The sequence below is a fragment of the Streptomyces sp. A1277 genome (assembly GCF_004795015.1).
Lineage (GTDB): Bacteria > Actinomycetota > Actinomycetes > Streptomycetales > Streptomycetaceae > Streptomyces.
Genome location: NZ_SSBI01000034.1, coordinates 25273 through 45977, shown reverse-complemented (window position 1 = coordinate 45977; position 20705 = coordinate 25273). Strand labels below are relative to the sequence as shown.

The 20705-nt window shown below is 72.3% G+C and carries 13 protein-coding genes and 2 pseudogenes; 5 read left to right on the top strand and 10 right to left on the bottom strand.

Annotated features, from left to right (window positions below):
* Positions 1–30: 30 nt before the first annotated feature.
* A pseudogene (locus E6R18_RS21995) lies at positions 31–770 on the bottom strand (LLM class flavin-dependent oxidoreductase); the annotation flags it as partial.
* A 114-nt stretch (positions 771–884) separates the two neighbouring features.
* Here E6R18_RS21995 and E6R18_RS21990 point away from each other — a divergent pair.
* Complete coding sequence (locus E6R18_RS21990; RefSeq protein ID WP_240799816.1) at positions 885–1274, top strand: recombinase family protein; 390 nt, start codon at positions 885–887, stop codon at positions 1272–1274.
* A gap of 3 nt (positions 1275–1277) precedes the next feature.
* Here E6R18_RS21990 and E6R18_RS21985 read toward each other — a convergent pair.
* Positions 1278–1634, bottom strand: a pseudogene (locus E6R18_RS21985) (transposase); the annotation flags it as partial.
* A 72-nt stretch (positions 1635–1706) separates the two neighbouring features.
* Between E6R18_RS21985 and E6R18_RS21980 the strand changes: the two are divergent.
* Positions 1707–2609, top strand: a complete 903-nt coding sequence (locus E6R18_RS21980; RefSeq protein WP_136318617.1) for an LLM class flavin-dependent oxidoreductase — start codon at positions 1707–1709, stop codon at positions 2607–2609.
* A gap of 366 nt (positions 2610–2975) precedes the next feature.
* Here the strand turns inward: E6R18_RS21980 and E6R18_RS21970 are convergent, their stop codons facing one another.
* The 8 genes from E6R18_RS21970 to E6R18_RS21935 form a co-directional block, all read right to left on the bottom strand.
* On the bottom strand, positions 2976–3335 hold the full coding sequence (locus E6R18_RS21970) for a nuclear transport factor 2 family protein (RefSeq protein ID WP_136318615.1): 360 nt from the start codon (positions 3333–3335) through the stop codon (positions 2976–2978).
* A complete protein-coding gene (locus tag E6R18_RS21965) occupies positions 3332–4777 on the bottom strand; it encodes an ATP-grasp domain-containing protein (RefSeq protein WP_136318614.1) in 1446 nt (481 codons plus the stop codon). The genes E6R18_RS21970 and E6R18_RS21965 overlap by 4 nt, the downstream gene beginning before the upstream one ends.
* Entirely contained in the window at positions 4774–6264 is a 1491-nt protein-coding gene (locus E6R18_RS21960) for a condensation domain-containing protein (protein ID WP_136318613.1), read from the bottom strand. The genes E6R18_RS21965 and E6R18_RS21960 overlap by 4 nt, the downstream gene beginning before the upstream one ends.
* 111 nt (positions 6265–6375) lie before the next feature.
* Positions 6376–7617 (bottom strand): cytochrome P450, encoded by a 1242-nt coding sequence (locus E6R18_RS21955; protein WP_136318612.1) that lies wholly within the window; start codon positions 7615–7617, stop codon positions 6376–6378.
* Complete coding sequence (locus E6R18_RS21950; RefSeq protein ID WP_136318611.1) at positions 7614–9515, bottom strand: non-ribosomal peptide synthetase; 1902 nt, start codon at positions 9513–9515, stop codon at positions 7614–7616. The genes E6R18_RS21955 and E6R18_RS21950 overlap by 4 nt, the downstream gene beginning before the upstream one ends.
* Positions 9516–9519: 4 nt before the next feature.
* Complete coding sequence (locus E6R18_RS21945; protein WP_136318610.1) at positions 9520–10239, bottom strand: thioesterase domain-containing protein; 720 nt, start codon at positions 10237–10239, stop codon at positions 9520–9522.
* Positions 10236–11474 carry an MFS transporter gene (locus tag E6R18_RS21940; protein WP_136318609.1) on the bottom strand — a complete coding sequence of 413 codons (1239 nt, stop codon included), beginning with the start codon at positions 11472–11474 and terminating at the stop codon, positions 10236–10238. Before E6R18_RS21940 ends, E6R18_RS21945 begins: the two co-directional genes overlap by 4 nt.
* Positions 11471–17197 (bottom strand): non-ribosomal peptide synthetase, encoded by a 5727-nt coding sequence (locus E6R18_RS21935; RefSeq protein WP_136318608.1) that lies wholly within the window; start codon positions 17195–17197, stop codon positions 11471–11473. Before E6R18_RS21935 ends, E6R18_RS21940 begins: the two co-directional genes overlap by 4 nt.
* Before the next feature lie 309 nt (positions 17198–17506).
* Between E6R18_RS21935 and leuC the strand changes: the two genes are divergently transcribed.
* Genes leuC through E6R18_RS21920 form a run of 3 tightly spaced genes read left to right on the top strand, consistent with a single transcriptional unit; the run spans position 17507 to position 20683 of the window.
* Complete coding sequence (gene leuC, locus E6R18_RS21930; RefSeq protein WP_136318607.1) at positions 17507–18886, top strand: 3-isopropylmalate dehydratase large subunit; 1380 nt, start codon at positions 17507–17509, stop codon at positions 18884–18886.
* A 16-nt stretch (positions 18887–18902) separates the two neighbouring features.
* Positions 18903–19496, top strand: coding sequence for a 3-isopropylmalate dehydratase small subunit (gene leuD / locus E6R18_RS21925; protein WP_136318606.1), 594 nt, complete (start codon positions 18903–18905; stop codon positions 19494–19496).
* Complete coding sequence (locus tag E6R18_RS21920; RefSeq protein ID WP_136318605.1) at positions 19493–20683, top strand: pyridoxal phosphate-dependent aminotransferase; 1191 nt, start codon at positions 19493–19495, stop codon at positions 20681–20683. Before leuD ends, E6R18_RS21920 begins: the two co-directional genes overlap by 4 nt.
* The last annotated feature ends 22 nt before the right edge of the window (positions 20684–20705 follow it).

Sequence of the window (20705 nt, the reverse complement as noted above, 5' to 3'; positions counted from 1 at the left end):
CTCGGCGGCGCATCCCGCTCCGGACGCCTGTCAGTCCGCCAGCTGGGCCGCGCCCCGCGCAGCGCTCTCCTCGAACAGCTTCTCGTCCGCCACCGCCGCGTCGAACCCCACCCCGGCCCGTCGACGGGCACCGGGGCGTGGATGACGAGTTCGGTGAAGCCGAGCTCCGCATGCCGGCCCGCGAAGTCCACGAACGCGCCGACCGAGTCGAACGGCCGTCCTCCGGCCCCGGCGAGGGCCGGATTGAACTCCGGCGTGAACCCCGTGAGCAGGATCTTGTCGAGCTCCGCCACCTCCCGCCCGGCTTCCGCACAGGCCCGGCCCAGGCCGTCCGCCTGCCGCCGGAGGGCGTCGAGCGACCCGGCGGCGCTGCCCGCCTCGTACAGCTTCGGGTCCCCCGTGGTCACCCACGCCTGCCCGTAGCGCGCGGCGAGCGCGAGCCCGCGTGGTCCCGTGGCGGCGTCGGCGAACGGCAGGCGCGGGCGCTGCACGCAGCCGGGTACGTTCCGCGCCTCGGTGGCCGCGTAGAACTGGCCCTCGTACGAGGTGCCGGCCGGCCCGCGCAGCAGGGCGTCCAGCAGCGAAACGAACTCGCCGAAGCGGTCGGCGCGCCGCCGCGGAGTCCACGGCACCTCATCGCTCCGCAGCAGGGTCGTCGCGTCGAAGCCGGTCCCGCCGGCGCCGATCCCCAGCGTGATGCGGCCGTTCGAGATGTCGTCGAGCGCGATCAGTTCCTTGGCCAGGGTGACCGGGTGGCGGAAGTCCGGTGAGCCCAACCCTTGCTCATACCATCGGTGCCATGCCCCGCCCCAAGCACCGAGAGCCGACCATCACCCCAGGTGAACCGGCCGCCCTGTACTGGGTTCGGGTACGAGCCCGACGGCGTGAGCGTCAGGGAGGACGAGGCCGAGATCGTCCGCGAGGTCTTCGACCGCTGCCTCAAGGGCAAGAGCCCGGTCGCCATCGCCCTTGTCCTCCACAAGCGCGGCATCAGGACCGTGTACGGCAAGGAGTGGACCCAGGGCACCGTCCGGGCGCTGCTCGACTCCCGCCACGTCGCCGGAATCCACATGCACCAGGGCGAGGAGGTCGGCCCTGGGAAGTGGCCTGCCGTCATCGACGCCGGCACCTGGGCCGAGGTACGTACCCGTCGCGAGTACCGGTCCGCTATCCACCGGCGGATGGTCATACGTCCGGTGAAGCTGCTGACCGGGCCGACTGGGCCAGGGGCCCGAGCGGGTCTGCCAAACGAGCGGTGCAACCCGGGTTGTTGAGGGTTACTGGCGTGCTGCGGAGGGTCGGCCGTCGAAGGTGGTGTCGAAGGCGTTCAGGGCGGTTTTCCAGCGCATGGTCCAGCGAGCCTGGCCCTTGCCGGTCGGGTCCAGCGACATGATCGCCATGTAGACGCACTTCAGGGCGGCCTGCTCGTTCGGGAAGTGGCCGCGGGCTTTCACCGCCCGTCGGATCCGTGCGTTGACCGACTCGATCGCGTTGGTCGTGCAGGCGATGCGGCGGATCTCGGTGTCGAAGCGGAGGAAGGGAGTGAACTCCTCCCAGGCGTTCTCCCAGAGTCGGACGACGGCCGGATACTTTTTTCCCCACACGTCGGCGAACTCCGCGAACCGATCGAGGGCCGCGCCAGCGTGCGGACGTCACACTCCGGAGTCGCGGGGAAACACCCCTGTGTCCGACGTAGGCTCGGTGGCATGAGCCTGCGCCTGAGCACCGTGATCCTTCCCGTCGACCGCTGGCACGAGGGAGGCCGCGAGAAGTGGCAGCGCGCCGAGGAGCTCGGCTTCCACGCCGCGTACACGTACGACCACCTCTCCTGGCGCAGTTTCCGCGACGGCCCGTGGTTCGGCGCCCTGCCCACCCTCACTGCCGCCGCCACGGCCACGGACCGCCTGCGCCTGGGCACCCTCGTCACGTCGCCTAATTTCAGGCATCCAGTGACGCTGGCCAAGGAGCTGATCTCGCTCGACGACATCTCCGGCGGGCGGATCACGCTCGGCATCGGGGCCGGCGGCAACGGCTTCGACGCCACCGCGCTGGGGCAAGAGGCGTGGACGCCGAAGGAGCGGGCGGACCGGTTCGGCGAGTTCGTGCCACTGCTCGATCGGCTTCTCACCGAGGGTGCGGTCTCGCAGAAGGGCGACTTTTACACGGCGGAGGAGGCGCGGAACATCCCAGGCTGTGTCCAGCGCCCGCGGCTGCCGTTCGCGGTCGCGGCGACCGGGCCACGCGGGCTGAAGCTCGCCGCGCGCCACGGGCGGGCGTGGGTGACGACCGGCGACCCGAAGCTGTACGAGGAGGGAACCCCGGAGCAGTCGGTGGCGGCCCTGCGTGCCCAGGTCGAGAAGCTCGGCAAGGCGTGCGCCGAGTCCGGGCGGGATGTGGCCGAGCTGGACAAGATCCTGCTGCACGGCTTCACCCCCGACCGGAACGCGCCCCTGGCGTCTGTGGACGCCTTCGTCGACTTCGCCGGCCGCCACCGCGAGCTCGGCTTCACCGAGATCGTGGTCCACTGGCCGATCCCCGACTCGGACTTCGCCGCCGACCAGACCGTCTTCGAGGCCATCGCCACCGAAGCGATCGCTCAGCTCCGCTGACCACTGGTCGATTACGCGAGGTTTGCACTCACCATCGATCGGGGTCGGTCTCCGATGAACCACTCACCACGGCGGAGTACCGGGCGACTCCGGAACCTGCCGGACTTGGCCGATGACCGCGCTCTGGAACATGCAAGCCCCGAGCACGGCAAGGCTAACCGTCGGACCCTCTCCGGCCCCGACGACCGCTTCATCCTGCGGATCGAGGTCGGGCACGACTTCGCCGAGGCCATGCACGCGTCTCTGCGTGGAGGGCTCGAGAGCATCATGCAGTTACGGCACACGGTTCACCCATTCCGGACGTAACCGTACGAGCGGCGGTGGCCCTGCCCGGGGCCACCGCCTGCTGGTGTGCCCGAAGGCTTGTCAGTGGCGCGGTGCGTGGACGTAGGTGGTGCGGCGCTGGATGAGGCCGTCCGCCAGGACGAAGGTATCGGCGAAGCGGGCCTCGATCACGGAGCCGTCGGGGGTCTCCCCGCGGAACGTGCCCCAGCAAGCCGCCGCCTCCTTGTCGGCGACCACCCGGTCCACCACGTGCTTCCCGTGCCGTACCTGGCGTTCGTTGCGGTAGAAGTGCTCGATCCGGTCGAGACCCGCCATGGGCTGCGAGCCGGGGCGCTCGATCACGCAGTCCCGGGCGAGGACGGACTTCAGGTCGTCCCAGCGCTGCCCGTCGATGATGTCGATCAGGGCCGTGACGGGAGAGGCGACGGCGGGGGTGCTCATGAGGCTCCTTCGGAAGCGGGTTCGGGAGTGGGTCCGCGAGCGGGCTCGGGAGTGAGTCGGCGCGCGGCCCCACAGGTGGGCTCACAGGTGGGTTCCGGAGCGGGTACGTCCTGCCAGGCGCCGCAGGAGGACGCGGCCACGGTGCGCAGGCCCGTCGATGCTCCGGTGGGATGCGTGCCGCCCTGCGGGTCGGTGAAGTCGAAGGTGTAGTGGAGGGTTTCGAGGGCGTCCCGGACGACCCGCACCATCTCCTCGTGGGTGTCGGCGACGCCCCACAGCACGTCCAGTTCGCGTGTCATGACGCCGCCCGGCAGCCGCTCGTCCGGTCGTACGAAGCTGCGGTAGCCGCTGATTCCCGCCATGGCGCGCACCGCGGCCGCCCCGTCCACGGAAACCAGTCGGCAGGGCCGGACCGGGGCGAGGCCGTTGTGCTGGAAGTGAACGCGGTCGGGGCGCAGGGGTCCCAGGCCGGTGGGGCGGCCCAGCGCTTGGAGTACGGCCGCGTGCACGAGGTCCACGCCGCACGCGGTGCGGGCCAGGCCGTTGACGTGGCCGCCGATACGGCCGTTGACCTCGACCAGCCGGGGGCCTTCGGGGGTCAGTTTCACCTCCGTGTGAGTGAGGCCGTGCCGTACGCCCAATGCTTCCAGCGCACGGGTCACCAGGTCCAGGACCGCCCGCCGTTCGTCGTCGGGGAGCTGAGTCGGCCAGTAGCGGCCGGGTTCTCGGAAGGGGGCGACCAGCGGAAGCTTGCCGGAGACGGCGAGGTGCGTGACGCCTTCGGGCCCGCACAGGCTCTCCACCGACGCGTAGTCCCCCAGCGGCAGCCGGTCGCGTCCGACCAGCATCTCCTCCATGGTCAGCCGCGGTTCGCCGGACGGCGCGGGCGGCAGGTCGGCGAAGACCTCCGTCAGGACGCGCAGAGCCTCTTCCTCGTCGTGCACGGGGTGGGTGTGGCGGCTTCCCGCGCCGCGTACCGGTTTGACGACCGCGGGCAGTCCGACGAGGGCGAGGGCCGCGGGCCAGTCGGCCAGGGAGTCCAGCGGAGCCGTGCGCACGTCGTCCACCCCGGCGGCCCGCAGGGCGGCCCGCTGCCGAGTCTTGTCGGTGAGCAGCAGTGCGGTGTCTGGGCTGTGGTAGGGCAGTTCCGCCGCCCGGGCCAGCTTCGCGGTGGTCCGGATCAGGCGTTCGCTGAACGTCACGAGCGCGTCCGGCGCGAGTTCCCGCACGACTTCGGCGTCGCTTCGCGCGTCGCCCGACAGGTCCCGTACGGCGCCGAGCTGGGCGAGCACCGGGCGCATCGCGGCCACGTGCGCCGTGTCGGGCACCAGGAACACGACGTCGCCCAGCTCGGCGAGAGCGACCCCCACCTCGCCCGGGGACACGGCCCCGTCGTCATAGGCGATCGCCAGGAGGGGGCGGTCGCGGGCGGGCCTCCTCATGCGGCGGCCGCCTCGCCGAGCGCCTGCTCGAAAAGGTCCGCGTAGCGCTTCGCTTGCGCCTCGGGCAGCCGCTCCGGGTCGTACGCGACGACGACGCGGCTGCCCGCCTCCAGACCCTCCAGCTCGAAGTCCACCCGGAACGGGAAGCTCGGCTTCCCTCGTACTCGCCAGCCCCGAACGTCGAGGCCGTCCAGCCCGTCGAGGTCGCGGTAGAGGTGGAAGTGTGTGAAGTTGAAGGTCACCTCGAAGGCCGGGCGGCCCAGTTCGCTCTCGATATGGGCCAGCGGGTACGCGGCGTGCCGTCGCGCGTTGCGTTCCGCGACCAGCGCGGCGACCGCCCGGTCCGGCCAGGAGCCGCGGGCCCGGACGCGGACCGGCACGGTGTTCAGGTAGAGCCCGGCGACGAGGTCGGCGCCCTCGGTCTGCGGCCGGGTGTTGACCACCAGGCCCGTCACGGTCTCGCTCTGGCCGGTGAGCACGGCGAGGGCCTGCGCGTGGGCGGCGAACGCAAGGGACTTGAGCGGGACGCGCAGCTCCTTCGCCGTGTCCTTGAGGGAGGCGACCAGGGGGTCGGACAGGGGGAACCCCATGCTCTCCCGAGCGTCGGCGGCCCCGGTGAAGCGGGCGGACTCGGGAAAGAGCACGGGCTCGCCGGCCTGTCCCCGCCAGTACTCGGCGGCCGCCGGGTCGGCGAGTTGTGCGTGCTCGGCGTCGAGGAACGCCTGCTCGACGCCCTGCGGCAGGCCAGGCAGGGGCGACTCCTGGTAGAGGGCGAGGAGGTCCACGATCAGCCGCCCGTAGCCCCAGCCGTCGACGAGGGCGTGATGGACGCGCAGGGTCACGCGGAACGACCCCGCCGCGGGCTCGACCCCGCACCGAAACAGCGGTGCGCTGCCCCAGTCGAGCGCCGTGTTGCGGTCCGGGGCCGCGCCCACCGTCAGCGGTGCTTCGACGCTCCGGTGGAACAACTGCGCCGGTACGGAGTACGTGCCGAGGTCGAAGAAGGAGCGCAGCGCCGCGTGCCGCTCGCACAGAGCCGCCAGCGCCCTTCGGAAGCGGGGCTCGTCGAAGGGCTCGCCCACCTCCCAGCTGAACTCCGAGTGGTAGAGCCCGGGATCCGTGCTGCTGTCGCACAGGTAGATCATCGCGACCTGGAGGGCGGACGCGGGCAGTGCGTCGGCCAGCCCGGGCGACACCAGTGCCCGGTCCGTGGCGGTGAGGCCGACGGTGGCGGGGCGGTCGTCCGCTGCCTCGTCGTCCCTGGTGGCCAGGTGGGCGGCGAGCGTGCGCGGGGTGGAGTGGTGCAGGACGTCCCGCAGGGTGACGTCGATGCCCTGCTCGTTCGCGTCGGCGACCACTCTGAGGGCGGTCAGGGAGTCGCCTCCCATCGCGTAGAAGTCGTCGTCCGGGCCGATCTCCTGGCCATCGAGGTGCCGGCTCAGGATCGCACGGAACGCTGCCGCGATCTCGTCGGTGTCGGCGCTCATGTTCTGCTCCTTAGGGGCGTGCGCGGCCGGGGGGTTCCGGGGGTCGCAGGGTGACGCGGGCCGGTGAGCGGGAGATCCCGTACGGGTGGGCGCGGCCGGAGGGCTTGGTGCTCAGGACGTACGCGGCCGGGTGTGGACGGGCAGCCGGGCCAGGCCCGCGACGAAGTTCGACACCAGGCGCCGCGACTCCCCGGCGGGCCGGAACTCGGCGACCCGCTCGAAGACCTCCTCGAAGAAGATCCGCAGGGTCTGCCGGGCTACTGCCGCGCCCAGGCAGTAGTGCGGTCCGAAGCCGAAGGCGATGTGCCGGTTGCCGGTGCGGCTCGGGTCGAAGCGGAACGGGTCGGTGAACACCCGCTCGTCCCGGTTGGCCGAGCCCACCCAGACCGCGACGGCGTCCCCTGCGGGCACCACACCGCCGCTCAGCTCGGTGTCCTTGACCGCATGACGCAGGAAGCTGCTGGCGGGCGAGGTCCAGCGCAGTCCCTCCTCCACCAGTCCGGGCACCAGGGAGGGGTCCCGTGCGACCGCACGGAACACCTCCGGATGGTCCATGAGGGCCTGCACCGTGCCCGAGACGGTGTGCGGCGTCGTCGCGTTGGCGCCCAGCACCACGCTGTAACAGTTGACGACGACTTCCTCGTCCGTGAGAGGCCGGTCGCCCACCCGCATGCTCATCAGGAGCCGGATCACGTCCTCGCCCGCGGTTCCCCTGCGCTGGGCCACCTGGTCAGTGAAGTAGGCGAACAGCTGATGGTGCGCGACGGCCAGGGTCGCGGCGGAGCTGCCGCCAACCCGCAGGTCCGGGTCGTCGGGGGCGGCTGCGGACGCCGTCCAGCGGAACAGTTCGGGCCAGTCCTCCTCAGGCAGGTCCAGCACCGCGCCCGCGACCGCCGTCGGCAGCGCCTGCGCCCGCTCGGCCAGGTCCCACTCCCCCGGTGCGGCGGCGGGGGCGAGCACCCACCGGGCGGCGGTGCGCAGCCGCTGCTCCAAGCCCGCCCGCGCGCCGGGGGCGAACAGCCGGTTCAGCGGGCGGCGCAGTTCGGTGTGACGCGGCGGGTCGGTCGCCACGAGCATGCGGCCGCCCGCCGCGTCGCGGCGGCCCAACTGGTGCAGGAGGCTGCCACGTTCGGAGGTGAACTCGCGGTGGTCGGACAGGACACGGCAGGCGTCGTGGTACCGGGTCACCGACCAGAAGGCACGCCCGTCGGGCAGGGTCTGGCGGTGCAGGGGGGCGTGTGCGCGCAGGTGGGTCCAGACGGCGTGCGGGTCGCCCTCGGCGTGCACGTGCGGGTCGAACAGGTCGATGCCGGCCGGGTCGGGGGGGCCGGGCGGGGCCGAGGGAATCCTCACGAGGAGACCTCCGGCGCGGGATGGCGCACGGGGGTCCGCGTGGCCTCCGGGGTCGTTTTGTTCGAGGCTTCCCGCGGCTCGTTCTGCGTGTCTTCTCGCGTTGCTCTCCGGACGGTGCGGGCGAGTCCGGCGGGGGTCGGGTCGAGGTAGAAGTCGAGCGGCGACACTTCAACTCCGTACATCCGCAGGAGTTCGCCGGTGATGGTCAGGGCGAGCAGCGAGTGGCCGCCCAGTTCGAAGAAGTCGTCGTCGGCGCCGATGCCCGCGGTGCCCAGCCGGTCCGACCACAGCTGGACGACGGCCTCCTCCAGGCCCGTCTCCGGCTGCCGGTGCGCGGCGTTGACCGCGGGGCGTTCCAGCGGGCCGAGTTCTTCCAGGGCGGTCCGGTCCACCTTGCCGTTGTCCCGCAGCGGCAGGGCGTCCAGAGTGCGGATCAGGGAGGGCACGGCGTGCAGCGGCAGCAGCCGGGCCAGGTGCGCGCGGACGTCCAGGACGGACGCGCCGGGTGCGGTCACGACGTGGGCGGTCAGGACGCGTTCCCGGGGCTGGGCGTCGCGCCACGGAGCGGTCACGGCCGTCTGCCGGACGTCGGGGTGGGTCAGGAGCGCGGCGGCCACTTCGTCCGTCTCGACGCGGAAGCCCCGTATCTTCACCTGGTCGTCGGCACGGCCCAGGAAGCGCAGGGTCCCATCGACCCGGCGGGCGAGGTCGCCCGTGCGGTACATGCGGGAGCCCGGGGGTCCGTAGGGGTCGGCAACGAAGCGGGACGCGGTCGCGGCCGGGTCGTTGACGTAGCCGTGTGCGAGGCCCAGGCCCGTGGCGTAGATCTCGCCGACCTCCCCGTCGGCTACCGGGCGAAGCCGGGCGTCGAGGAGGTGGACGCCGGTGCCGCGTACGGGGCGGCCGATGGGCACGCTGTCCTCGACCGGCGTCGTCACCGGGTGACAGCAGGTGAACGTCGTGTTCTCGGTGGGCCCGTACCCATTGACGACGGTGGTGTGCGGCAGGTCGCGCACGGCGCGTGCGACGTGACCGGGCGAGAGCACGTCGCCTCCGGCGATGAGCCGTCGCAGGTGCGGCAGCCCGGTGAGTCCCGTGTCCACGGCCCGGTGGAAGAGTCCCGCGGTCAGCCACGCCACGCTGACCTGCTCGTCCCTTACGAAGTCGAGCAGCCTGGTCAGGGACGGCGCGCCGGGCGGCATGACGGCGAGGCGGGCCCCGTTGAGCAGCGCACCCCAGATCTCCAGCGTCGAGGCGTCGAACGCGACCGGCGCGAAGTGTAGAAACACGTCCTGCGGACCGGCGTCGACGACGTCCCCGTCCACCACCAGCCGCAGCACGGCCCGATGCGGTACGGCCACGCCCTTGGGGCGGCCCGTGGAGCCCGAGGTGTACGCGACGTAGGCGAGGTCCGCGGGCCCGACGCCCGCGTCCACCGGCGTGTCCGGCGCCTCGGTGTCGACTTCCGCGAGCACCCGGCAGTCGGGGAAATCGTGGGGTTCCCGCACACCCGGAGCCGGTGCCCCGGCGTCCCGCGCCTGGCCCGTGAGGTCGTACGGCGCAGAGCCTCGCGCCTCGCCCGTGAGGTCGAACAGCACAGTCGCCGACGCGTCGGCCAGCATCTGCCGCTGGCGGTCGAGGGGCTGCCCGGGGTCCAGGGCGAGGTAGGCCGCACCCGCCTTCAGGATGCCGAGGAGCAGCACCACGGTCTCCTCGCCGCGGGGTGCGCGGACGCCGACGACGTCGCCGGTGCGCACACCCACCGCACGGAGTTGGTGGGCGACGCGGTTGGTGCGGGCGTCGAGCCCGGCGTAACTGAGGTCCCCGAGGGCGGGGCGCTCGGGATGGGCGCGGGCGCACTCGGTGAAGACCGAGACGAGGGAGGTAGCGGTATCCACTCTGTCAGCCCTTCCGCAGGAGGGTGAGGAGTTCCGGTGGGGCGGTGAGGAAGGTGTAGTGCTCCCCGGGCAGTTCGTGGAACTGCACGTCGTCGGAGTAGCCGCGCCAGTCGTCGAGCAGTGCGAGGTCGACTTCGGGGTCAGCCGACCAGTTCACGACGCTGACGGGGCCCGGTAGCGGCGTGCGCGGCCGGGTGTAGACGCGGTTGGCCTCCAGGTCCTGGTGCAGGACGGCGAGGGTCAGTTCGATCAGCAGGGGGTGCGCCTCGCCGCCGCGTGCCACCGCGATCGCGCCGAGCTCCGCGCCCAGTTGCACGTCGTCGAGGTCCAGGAACCGGTCGTGCGGGCAGTGGTGCGGCGGGGCCTGCGCGGAGACGACGAGCCGGGCGGGTTCCGGGTGCCCTGACTCGGCCAGGCGCAGCGCCGTCTCATAGGCCGGCAGCGCGCCCGCGCAGTGGCCGAAGAAGGTGTACGGCCGGTCGAGGTGGGGCGCCAGCGCCTCGGCGATGTCCTCCGACAGCGCCTGGTAAGTGCCGAAGTGCGGCTCCCGGATGCGGTTCTCGCGGGCCGGGAACTGGATGGGGCACACCTCCACGTCGCCATCGAGCCAGCGCGGCCACCGGTTGAACATGGACGCGCCGACCCCCGAGTAGGGGAAGCAGAACACGCGAGCCTTCGTCTCGTTGGCGGGGCGGCGCAGCAGCCAGCGGGTGAAACCGGTCATCGCGCTTCCTCCAGTTGCTCGGGCTTGACCGGCGGCACGGCGCGGATGGAGGGCAGCAGGAAGGTTACGACGCCCGCCGCGACGATGAGGGCTCCGGCCCAGGCCAGGGTGGGGCCGACGCCCAGTCCGTGGGAGACAGGGCCGGCGATGGCGCTGCCGAGGGGCACCAGGGCGAAGGTACCCAGGGCTTCATAGGACATGACGCGGGACAGCGCCTCGGGGGGGATGTTCTTCTGGAGTGTCGTGTCGAGCATGACCTCGTAAACGTCGATGAAGATCGCGGAGGCGAAGGCGGCCACGCAGACCGCGGCCAGCGGGGCCTGAGCGGCCAGCAGGAACAGGGAGAGCGGGAAGCCCGCCGTGGCCAGGGCGGCCACCCGGATGGGCCGGGCGGGCCGGATGCGCATAGCGACCAGGGTGCCCGCCACGAAGCCGATCGCCTGGACGGTGAGGACGGTGCTCCAGCCGGTGGCGCCGCCGTACGTCTGCTTGGCTACGACCGGCCCCAGGACGTAGAAGGATCCGGCCAGCAGGACGTTGACGACCGCCATCTGGGTGACCATCACCCACACCCACTGCCGGGCGGTGAACTCCTGCCAGCCTTCGCGCAGCGCCGCCAGCATCGTCTTGGTGGGCCCCTTGGCGACCGGTGCGACGACGCGCACCAGGGTCAGAAGCAGGGCCGACACGAAGAACGTCCCGGCGTCCACGAGGAGCGTGTGTCCGGCGCCCATGATGGCGACGAGGACGCCGCCGAAAGCCGCGCCGAGGATGCTGCCACCGCGCATGGACAGCTTCAGCAGGGCGTTCGCGGACTGGAGGGAGTCGCCGTCGACCAGCGCCGGCATCACGGACCGGGACGCGGGTTCGAACAGGGCGGCCGCCGCGCCGCTCAGCGCGGCGAGACCGGCGAGCGCCACGGGAGACGCCGACCCCCCGGTGATCAGCAGGGCAGCCACCACCTGGACGGCCCCCGCCGCGACGTCCGCGCCGATCATCAGGCGCTGCTTGGGCAGCCGGTCGGCGAAGACCCCGCCGAGCAGGATGAACAGCAGCTGGGTCACCATGCGGGTCGCGAGCACCAGACCGAGTACGGTCGCGGAGCCACCGGGCATCTCCAGGATCGCGAAGGCCAGCGCGATCGGCATGATCGCGTTGCCCAGCAGGGAGACGGACCGGGCGGTGAGCAGGGCCAGGACGGATCGGTCCTTCAGGACCAGCAGATCGGACTTCATCGTTCCTCCAGGTCGCGCGCCACGATGCGGCCGATCTCGGCGAGCGGCTCGGGGTTGGCCATGGTGATGTGCGCCGCCTCGATCGGGTGGGACACGACGACGCCGCCGACGTGTTCCCACCAGACCTCGGCGGTCGGGGCGTCCTCGACGCGGTTTTGCGTGGCGAGGAAGAACAGCACGTCGCCGTCGAACCAGGTCGGCTCGTACGCGCGGACGATCTGCCGGTTGTGCGCCATGGTCTTCAGCAGGGCCACGATCTGCGGCTCGGTCAGGCTGGTGAGCGCGCCGGTGTCCTTCTTGACGATCTCCAGGGCCTTGCCGAGTTCGGCGGAGCCCTCCTCTGGGACGGCGTCGGGGTTCTCGGGGTCCAGGAGGGAGCGGAGCATGGTCGCGTCGTCCACCCGGAAGTGGTCGGGCATTCCCGGGTAGCAGTCGAGGAGGGCGAGCATCCCGATCCGGGCCCCGCGGGCCCGCCACTGGACGGCCATCTCGTAGGCAACCATGCCACCGAGGGACCAACCCAGCAGGTGGTAGGGGCCTTCGGGCTGGACCTCCTCGATCCGCTCGATGTAGTCGGTCGCCATCTCCTCGATCGTCGCGGGCATCTCGTCGGGGCGGCGCAGTCCGTGCGCCTGGACACCGTAAAGAGGGAACTGCGGCGGGAGATGGCGCAGCAGGCCGACGTAGCTCCAACTCAGTCCGCCGCCGGGGTGGATGCAGAACACCGCCTCGCGGTCGCCCTCGGGGCGCAGCGGCAGCATGACCTCCAGTGAGTCGCCGCTGCTCCCGGCGTCGAGGCTACGGGCGAGCGCGGCGGCGGTGGGGGCCGCGAACAGAGCGCTCATAGAGGGCTCGACGCCGAGCGCCGTACGGATGCGGCTGATGAGCCTGGCGGCGAGCAGGGAGTGGCCGCCCAGGTGGAAGAAGTCGTCGTCGACGCCGACTTCGGGCAGGCCCAACACCTCGGCGAAGAGCTGGCACAGGATGTCCTCGCGCGGGTTGCGCGGTGCGCTGGATCCGGTGTCCGGGGCGGCGGGGACGGGCAGCAGATCGCGGTTGACCTTACCGTTGAGTCGCAGCGGGAGCGTGTCCAGGACGGTGAACGTCGGCGGGATCATGTGCGACGGCAGCCGCTGTGCGAGGTGGTCGCGCAGGGCGGCCGGCGCGGGGGCCTCCGCCCCGGCGGGGACCAGGTAGGCGGCGAGGCGTTTGTCGCCGGGCCGGTCCTCCCTGGCGAGGACAGTGGTGGCCGCGACCTGAGGGTGCGCGGCGAGCACGGCCTCGATCTCGCCGAGTTCGATCCGGAATCCGCGGATCTTGACCTGGTCGTCGACGCGGCCAACGAACTCCAGGTTGCCGTCGGCCCGCCACCGGGCAGTGTCGCCGCTGCGGTACATGCGTTCGCCGGGCGCTCCGAAGGGGTTGGCAACGAACCGGGAGGCAGTGAGGTCCGGTTGGTTGAGGTAGCCGCGCCCCAGCCCGAAGCCCGCCAGGTAGACCTCGCCGGGGGTGCCCACAGGCACCGGGCTCAGGGCGTCGTCGAGCACGTACACCCGGGTGTCGGCGAGGGGGCGGCCGACCGGGATGCGCCCGGTGAGGTCCTTGGGCCGCACGGTGTGCAGGCAGGCCATCATCGTCGTCTCGGTGGGGCCGTACTGGTTGACGACCCGGCAGCCCCAGACGTTCATGAGGGTGTCGGCCTCGGCGGGGCGCAGGATCTCGCCGCCGGTGCCCACCAGGCGTAGCGTGGCGAGGTCCGCGGGGTTCGGGTCGTAGGCGAGGAGCGCCTCCAGGAGCGAGTGGACGACGCAGATGGCGACGGTCGCCCCCGTCTCTCGGATGGTCCTGACGACAGCGGCCGGGTCGCGCTCGCCGTCCGGCGGCAGCAGGGCGACGGCGGCTCCGACGGAAAGCGGGCCGAAGAACTCCCGGACGGGGACCTCGAAGCCGAGGGAGATCACCTGGAGGTTGATGTCGTCGGGGGTCAGCTCGAAGCGTTCGGCCACGTCCCGCAGCCGTCCGACGACGCCGCGGTGCTCCAGCAGGACGCACTTGGGCGCGCCGGTGGAGCCGGAGGTGTAGACGGCGTACGCGAGGTGGCGGCCGGTGGTGGTCAGGGGCAGCCGGGTGACGGGAGCGCGCGATAGCCGTGCGTCGGCGTCCAACGCCACCCGGTGGACGCCGGGTGGCAGTTCCATGTCCGCCGCGAGGTCCCCGGAGGTGAGCAGCACCCTGGCCGCGCTGTCGGTCAGCATGTACACGCGGCGTTCGGCGGGGTGGCCGGGCTCCAGGGGGGTGTAGGCGGCCCCCGCCTTCCAGACGCCGAGGACCGCGGCGACGAACTCGGGTCCGCGCGGCAGGCACAGGCCGACCATGTCCTCCACGCCGACGCCCAGGGAGCGCAGCACGTGCGCGATCCGGTTGGCATGCTCGTCGAGTTCCCGGTACGTCCAGCGGGTCGCGCCCTGGACCAGGGCGAGCCGGTCGGGGCCTCGGTCGGCCTGCTTCTCGAAGAGGGCAGCGACGGTGGGGCTCTCGACGGGCGGCGCCGCGGTGTCGTTCCACTCGACGAGGAGGCGGTGTCGTTCCTCGTCGCCCAGGACGTCGATACGGCTGAGCGGGGCGGCGGGGTCGTCGGCGACGGCCTGGAGGAAGTGCGCGAGGCGCTCCACCAGGTTTTCCACTGTGGCGTGGTCGAAGAGGTCGGTGCTGTACACGACGGTGCCGTCGAGGCCGGCGGCCGCGCCGTCCGCGTCCCGGTGCTCCTCGAAGCTCAGCGACAGGTCGAATTTGGCGGTGGGGTCGCCGACCGGCCGCGCGGCCACGTCGAGGCCGGGCATGGTCAGGTCCGCGGCGATGGCGGGCTGCACGCCGACGACGACCTGGGTGAGGGGGTGGCGGGCCGAGGAGCGTTCCGGGTTGAGGATCTCCACCAGGCGCTCGAAGGGCAGGTCCTGGTGGTCGTACGCGGCCAGTCCGGCCTCCCGGACCCGGGCCAGCAGGCGGACGAAGCTGGGGTCCCCCGAGGTGTCGGTGCGGGTGACGAGGGTGTTGACGAAGAAGCCGACGAGGGGGTGCAGCGCTTCGTCGTTGCGGCCCGCGATGGGCACGCCGAGCGGCAGGTCGGTGCCCGCCCCCATGCGGGTGAGCAGTCCGGCCACCGCCGCCTGGAGGACCATCGCGGCCGTGGCGCCCTGTTCGCGGGCGAGTGTGGCGAGACGGGCGTGCAGGGCCGCGTCGACGCGCAGAGTCACCCGGCCGCCCCGGAAGCGGGTGGTGGCGGGGCGGCTGCGGTCAGTGGGCAGGGCGAGTTCGGCGGGCGCACCGTGCAGGGCCTCGGCCCAGAACGCGCTCTGGCCGGCGACGAGTCCGTCCGGGTCCTCGGGGTCGCCGAGCAGCTCCAACTGCCACAGGGTGTAGTCGGCGTACTGCACCGGCAGTGGCTCCCAGGCAGGCGGGCTGCCCGCCGTGCGCGCGGTGTAGGCCGCGGCGAGGTCCTGGAAGAGGGGGGTCATGGACCAGCCGTCGGCGGCGATGTGGTGGACCACCACGAGCAGGACGCTCTCGTTGTCGTCGACGCGCAGGAGGGTGGCGCGCAGAGGGAGATCGGCGGCGAGGTCGAAGGGATGGGCGACCGCCTCGCGCAGGCGTTCCTCCAGGTCCTCGCGGGCCACGCCGACGACGGCGGGTTCGGGCCGGGCGTCCGGCAGGATCCGCTGGAAGGGCACGCCGTCGCGCTCGGGGTAGACGGTGCGCAGGATTTCGTGCCGGGCGACCAGGTCGTCGAGCGCCGCGCGCAGTGCGGCGATGTCGAGGATTCCGGTGAGGTGCAGGGCGTAGGGCACGTGGTAGGCGGCGGAGCCGCCGTGGATGCGATGCAGGAACCACAGGCGGCGCTGGGCGTGCGAGAGGGGGGTCTCCTCGGGCCGCTCGCGCGGGGTGAGCGCGGGCCTGGTGGCGGACTCGGAGAGTCGCCCGGCGAACGCGGCCGGCGTGGCGGCGTCGAACAGGTCCTGGAGTCTGGCCTCCGCGCCGAGCACGGAGCGGACCCGGTTGACGAGCCTGATCGCGGCCAGGGAGTGGCCGCCCAGGGCGAAGAAGTCCTCGTCCGCGCCGACCCGTGGCCTGCCCAGCACCTGCGCGAAAAGTTCGCATAGCAGTTCCTCGCGCAGGGTCGCCGGGCCGCGCCCGCGCGCGGGGGCGGCCTGCGGCTGCGGGAGCGCGGCCCGGTCGAGTTTGCCGTTGGCGGTGCGCGGCAGCGCGTCCAGGGTGACGAACGCGGCGGGCACCATGTAGTCGGGCAGCGCGGCGGCGGCGTGCGCGCGCAGTGCGTCCGCGTCGGCGTCGCCCACGACGTAGCCGACCAGGCCGGGTTCGCCGGTGGGCAGCGGGCGTAGCACGACGGTGGCGGCCCGAACGCCGGGGTGGCGCAGCAGCGCCGCCTCGATGTCGCCGGGTTCGATGCGGAAGCCGCGCAGCTTCACCTGATCGTCGGCGCGTCCGAGATATTCGAGGTCGCCGCTGGGGCGGCGGCGGGCGAGGTCGCCGGAGCGGTAGCCGCGTTCCCCCGAGGGCAGCAGGACGAAGCGTTCGGCGGTGAGTTCGGGCAGCCCCTGGTAACCGAGTGCGACGCCGGGGCCGGTGACGACCATTTCGCCCGCGCTGCCGTCGGCGACCGGGACGAGGTCCTCGCCGACCAGAACAATGTCGGTGCCGGGCAGCGGCGTGCCTATCAGGCTCGCCCGTTCGTCCAGGTCGGCGCGGGTGAGCCGCCGGTGGGTCGCGTGCACGGTGATCTCCGTGATCCCGTACATGTTGACCAACCCGGGCGCGTCGTCACCGTACTTGTTCATCCAGGACGCCAGGTCGGCGAAGCGCAGCGCCTCCCCGCCGAACACCACCCACTTCAGCGGCAGCCGGTCCGGGTGGCGCGTCTCCTCCTCCGCGAGTGCGCCGAACGCGCTGGGCGTCTGGCTCAGCACCGTGACGCCCTCGTCGCGCAGCAGCGTGCGCAGCGCGGCCGGGTCCTTCGTCGCCGCGTCGGGCACGACGACGACACTGCCGCCGGTGAGCAGCGGCCCCCACATCTCCCACACGGAGAAGTCGAAGGCAAAGGAGTGGAACAGCGACCACACGTCGTCGCTGCCGTAGTCGAAGAGCGGCCGGGTAGACTCGATCAGGTCGATCACGTTGCGGTGCGAGACCTCGACTCCCTTGGGGCAGCCGGTGGTTCCCGAGGTGAAGATGGTGTACGCGCAGGGAGAGGGGTCCTCCGGCAGCGCAGGGGCGGCGTCGCCCTCGTAGGCGGCGGCCTCGTCCGCCGGTCCTGCGCCGGAGTCGGTGAGCAGCACCGGCAGCACGCCCCCGAGGTCGCCGGCCAGCTCCCGCGAGGTGACGGCCAGTCGGGCCCCCGCCTCCTTCAGGATCAGCTCGACCCGGGTCCGGGGCGTCGCCGGGTCCACGGGAACGTACGACGCACCCGCCCTCAGCGCGGCGACGGCCGCGACGATCATCTCCGCACCGCGCCCCAGGTACACGACGACAGGGCCCTCACCGCCCGCCATCCGGGCAGCGAGAGCGTGCGCCGCCCGGTCGAGCTCGCGATAGCTGAGGGACCGCCCGGCGGACCGTACAGCGATGTGCTCGGGGAAGCGCCGTACGGAGGCCAGGAAGCCTTCGAGCAGGGAAGTCGGGGCAACGCAATCGGATTCTGTCGGCTCCACCGGTGGCCTTTCGGATCACTTGCGGGGGACGTGACCGCTCTCTCGCGGGGACTGTGACCGCGCCCCAGCGGGGGACGTGACCGCGAGCATGGCAAGGCCGCCGGGCATCGTCTTCGCTCGTTGGAGGGGGGTCGGCTCCGCCAAAGGTGGAAGCACCGGAAAAGGCGGAGGAGTACACCCACCGCGGTCGACTGTGCGTCGCGTGCCGTGCGTGCTCCCATGGGCGCGGCGAAGAAGGGCCCGCCGCTTCCCGGGGCGCGGCGGCTCCCGTACGCCTCACTCTCCCCCTGCGGCGAAGGGCCAATAGGTATGGCGGGAACGACCCTCGCGTCGAAGATCTGGCAGTCCCACCTCGTGCGGCGCGGCACGGGCGGCGAGGATCTCCTCTATATCGACATGCAGCTCCTGCACGAGGTCAACACTCCGCAGGCATTCGACGGGCTGCGCGCCGCGGGACGGACCGTGCGCAGGCCGGACCTGACCGTCGCCACCGAGGACCACAGCACGCCGACGATCGCGGTGGACCGGCCGGACCCGGACGAGGGCAGGCGCGCCCAGCGCAGGCTGATGGGCAGCAACTCCGCGGAGTTCGGCATTCCCTTCCACCGGCTCGGCCAGCCCGGACAGGGCATCTACGCGGTCATCGCCCCCGAACTGGGCCTGGTCCAGCCGGGGATGACGATCGTGTGCTGCGACTCGCACACCACCACGCTTGGCGCTTTCGGCGCCCTGTCCTTCGGCATCGGCACCAGCCAGGTCGAGCACGTCCTCGCCACGCAGACGCTGCCCAAGCAGCGTCCGCGCGACATGCGGGTCACCGTCGAGGGGCGGCTGCCCGCCGGGGTGACCGCCAAGGACCTCGTTCTGTCGCTGATCGCCCGGTATGGCACCCAGTCGGGCCAGGACCACATCGTGGAGTACCGGGGCGAGGCCGTCGCGAACATGTCGATGGAAGCCCGGATGACCCTGTGCAACATGACGGTCGAGATGGGCTCCGCCGCCGGGATCATCGCCGCGGACCGCACCACCCTGGACTACCTGGATCACCCCTCGGCCGAGGAACGCGCGTACTGGCTGTCGCTGCGCTCCGACGACGACGCGGTCTTCGACAAGGAGATCACCGTCGACGCGGGCGAGTTGACCCCCTACGTGTCCTGGGGCACCAACCCGGGGCAGAGCGTCCCGCTGGACGGCCGGGTGCCCGCGCCGGAGGAGTTCGAGGACGCCGTGCTGCGCGCCGCCGCGCACCGCGCCCTCGACTACATGGACCTGCGGCCCGGCACCGCGCTCCGGGACGTCCCCATCGACCTGGTCTTCCTCGGCTCGTGCACCAATGGCCGCATCGAGGACCTGCGGGCGGCCGCCGATGTGCTCGACGGACGGAAGCTGGCCGACGGGGTGCGCATGGTGGTGGTGCCCGGCTCGATGCGAGTCCGGGCGCAGGCCGTCGACGAGGGGCTCGACCAGGTCTTCCTGCGGGCGGGGGCCGAGTTCCGCGCGGCCGCGGGCTGTTCGATGTGCGTGTCGCTGGGCGAGGACCGGCTCAGCGCGGGCACCCGCTCCGCCTCCACCAGCAACCGCAACTTCGAGGGCCGCCAGGGGCCCGGGGCCAGGACCCATCTCGTGTCGCCCCCGGTCGCCGCCGCGACCGCCGTCACCGGGCGGCTCGCCGCCCCGGCCGATCTGTGAGCGAGGAGTCACCCGCATGGAGAAGTTCACCGTCCACACCGGGACCGCCGTGCCGCTGCGACGGCGCGATGTCGACACCGACCAGATCATCCCGGGTCGGTTCTGCGCCACCCACCGGCGCAACGGCTTCGAGGACGGCCTGTTCGGCGACTGGCGCAAGGATCCCGACTTCGTCCTCAACCAGGCCGCCTACCAAGGCGGTTCCATCCTCGTCGCCGGCGAGATGTTCGGCACCGGATCGTCCCGCGAGTATGCCGTGTGGGCGCTCCAGGACTACGGGTTCAAGGTGGTGATCACCCCGAGCTTCGCGGACATCTTCCGGGCCAACTCCCTGATGGCGGGGCTGCTCACGGTGACCCTGCCGCACCCGACGGTCGATGAGCTGTGGCAGCGGATCGAGGCCGAGCCGGACACCGCGATCACCGTCGACCTGCGCGGGAGGACGGTCCGTGCCGAAGGGCTGGAGGCCGGGTTCGCCCTGGACGAGGACACCCGGGCCCGCATGCTCGAAGGACTCGACCAGATCGCGGCGACGCTCCGGCACGAGGACGCCATCGCAGCCTACGAGCGACGCCGCAGGCCCGGCCTGCCGGTGTCCACCCCCGCATGAGCGGCCGGATCGCGGCGCGCTGCGCCACGGTCACCGAGTCGGTGACCGTCCGACTGAACGACCGGGTCAAGGAGTTGCGCGCGCAGGGCGTCGACGTCCTGGACGCGGGCGGCGGCGACCCCGACTTCGACACGCCCGCCCACGTCACCGAGGCCGCCGCCCGCGCGATGGACGACGGTTTCACCCACTACACGGCCAGCCGGGGGCTGCCCGAGCTGCGTACGGCGATCGCCGCGAAGCTGCTGCGGGACAACGGCGTCGCCGTCGACGCGGACACCGGCGTCCTAGTCACCCCGTCCTCCAAGCATGCCCTCTTCGCCGCCTTCATGGCTCTCCTCGACCCGGGCGACGAACTCCTGGTGCCAACGCCCAGCTGGGTGAGCTACCAGGCGATGGCACGGCTGGCGGGCGCGGTCCCGGTGAGCGTGCCCCTGTCCGCCAAAGACGGCTTCGCCCTGGACCGTTCCCGCCTGGAGGAGCACGTCACACCCCGCACCAAGGCCCTGGTGCTCAACACCCCCAACAACCCGACCGGCCGCATGCTCACCCCCCGGGAAGCGGCGGACCTGGAGGGGCTCGCCCTCGACCACGACCTGCTGATCGTCACCGACGAGATCTACGAGAAGCTGGTCCTGGACGACGCCCGGCACCTCAGCATCGCGGCCCGTCCGCGCTGCGCGGACCGCACCGTGACCGTCAACGGCTTCTCCAAGGCGTACGCGATGCCGGGCTGGCGGCTCGGCTGGGCGGCCGGTCCGCCCGACCTCGTCGCCGCGATGCTCGCCGTCCACCAGCACACGGTGGCCTGCGCGGGATCGTTCGTGCAGAGCGGCGGGCTGGCCGCGCTCACCGGCCCGCAGGAGTCGCTGCGGGCCATGGCGGACGCCTATGCCGACCGGGCCCGGCTGCTCGTGGCGGGGCTGAACACCCTGCCCGGGGTGCGCGCCAGGCCGCCGTCCGGCACGTTCTACGTCCTCGCCGACATCCGGGCCACCGGCCTCACCGACACCACCTTCGCCGCACGGCTGCTGTCCGAGGCGGCTGTGGCGGTCACACCGGGCTCGGCATTCGGCCCCGGCGGCGAGGGGCACGTACGCCTGTCGCTCACCCAGCCCCCGGACGCGCTCAAGGAGATCCTGGCGCGCCTCGCCACCTTCCTCCTCACCGTTGTCCCCTCGCCGGCCTGAACGTCGGCCCATCCGTCAGGAA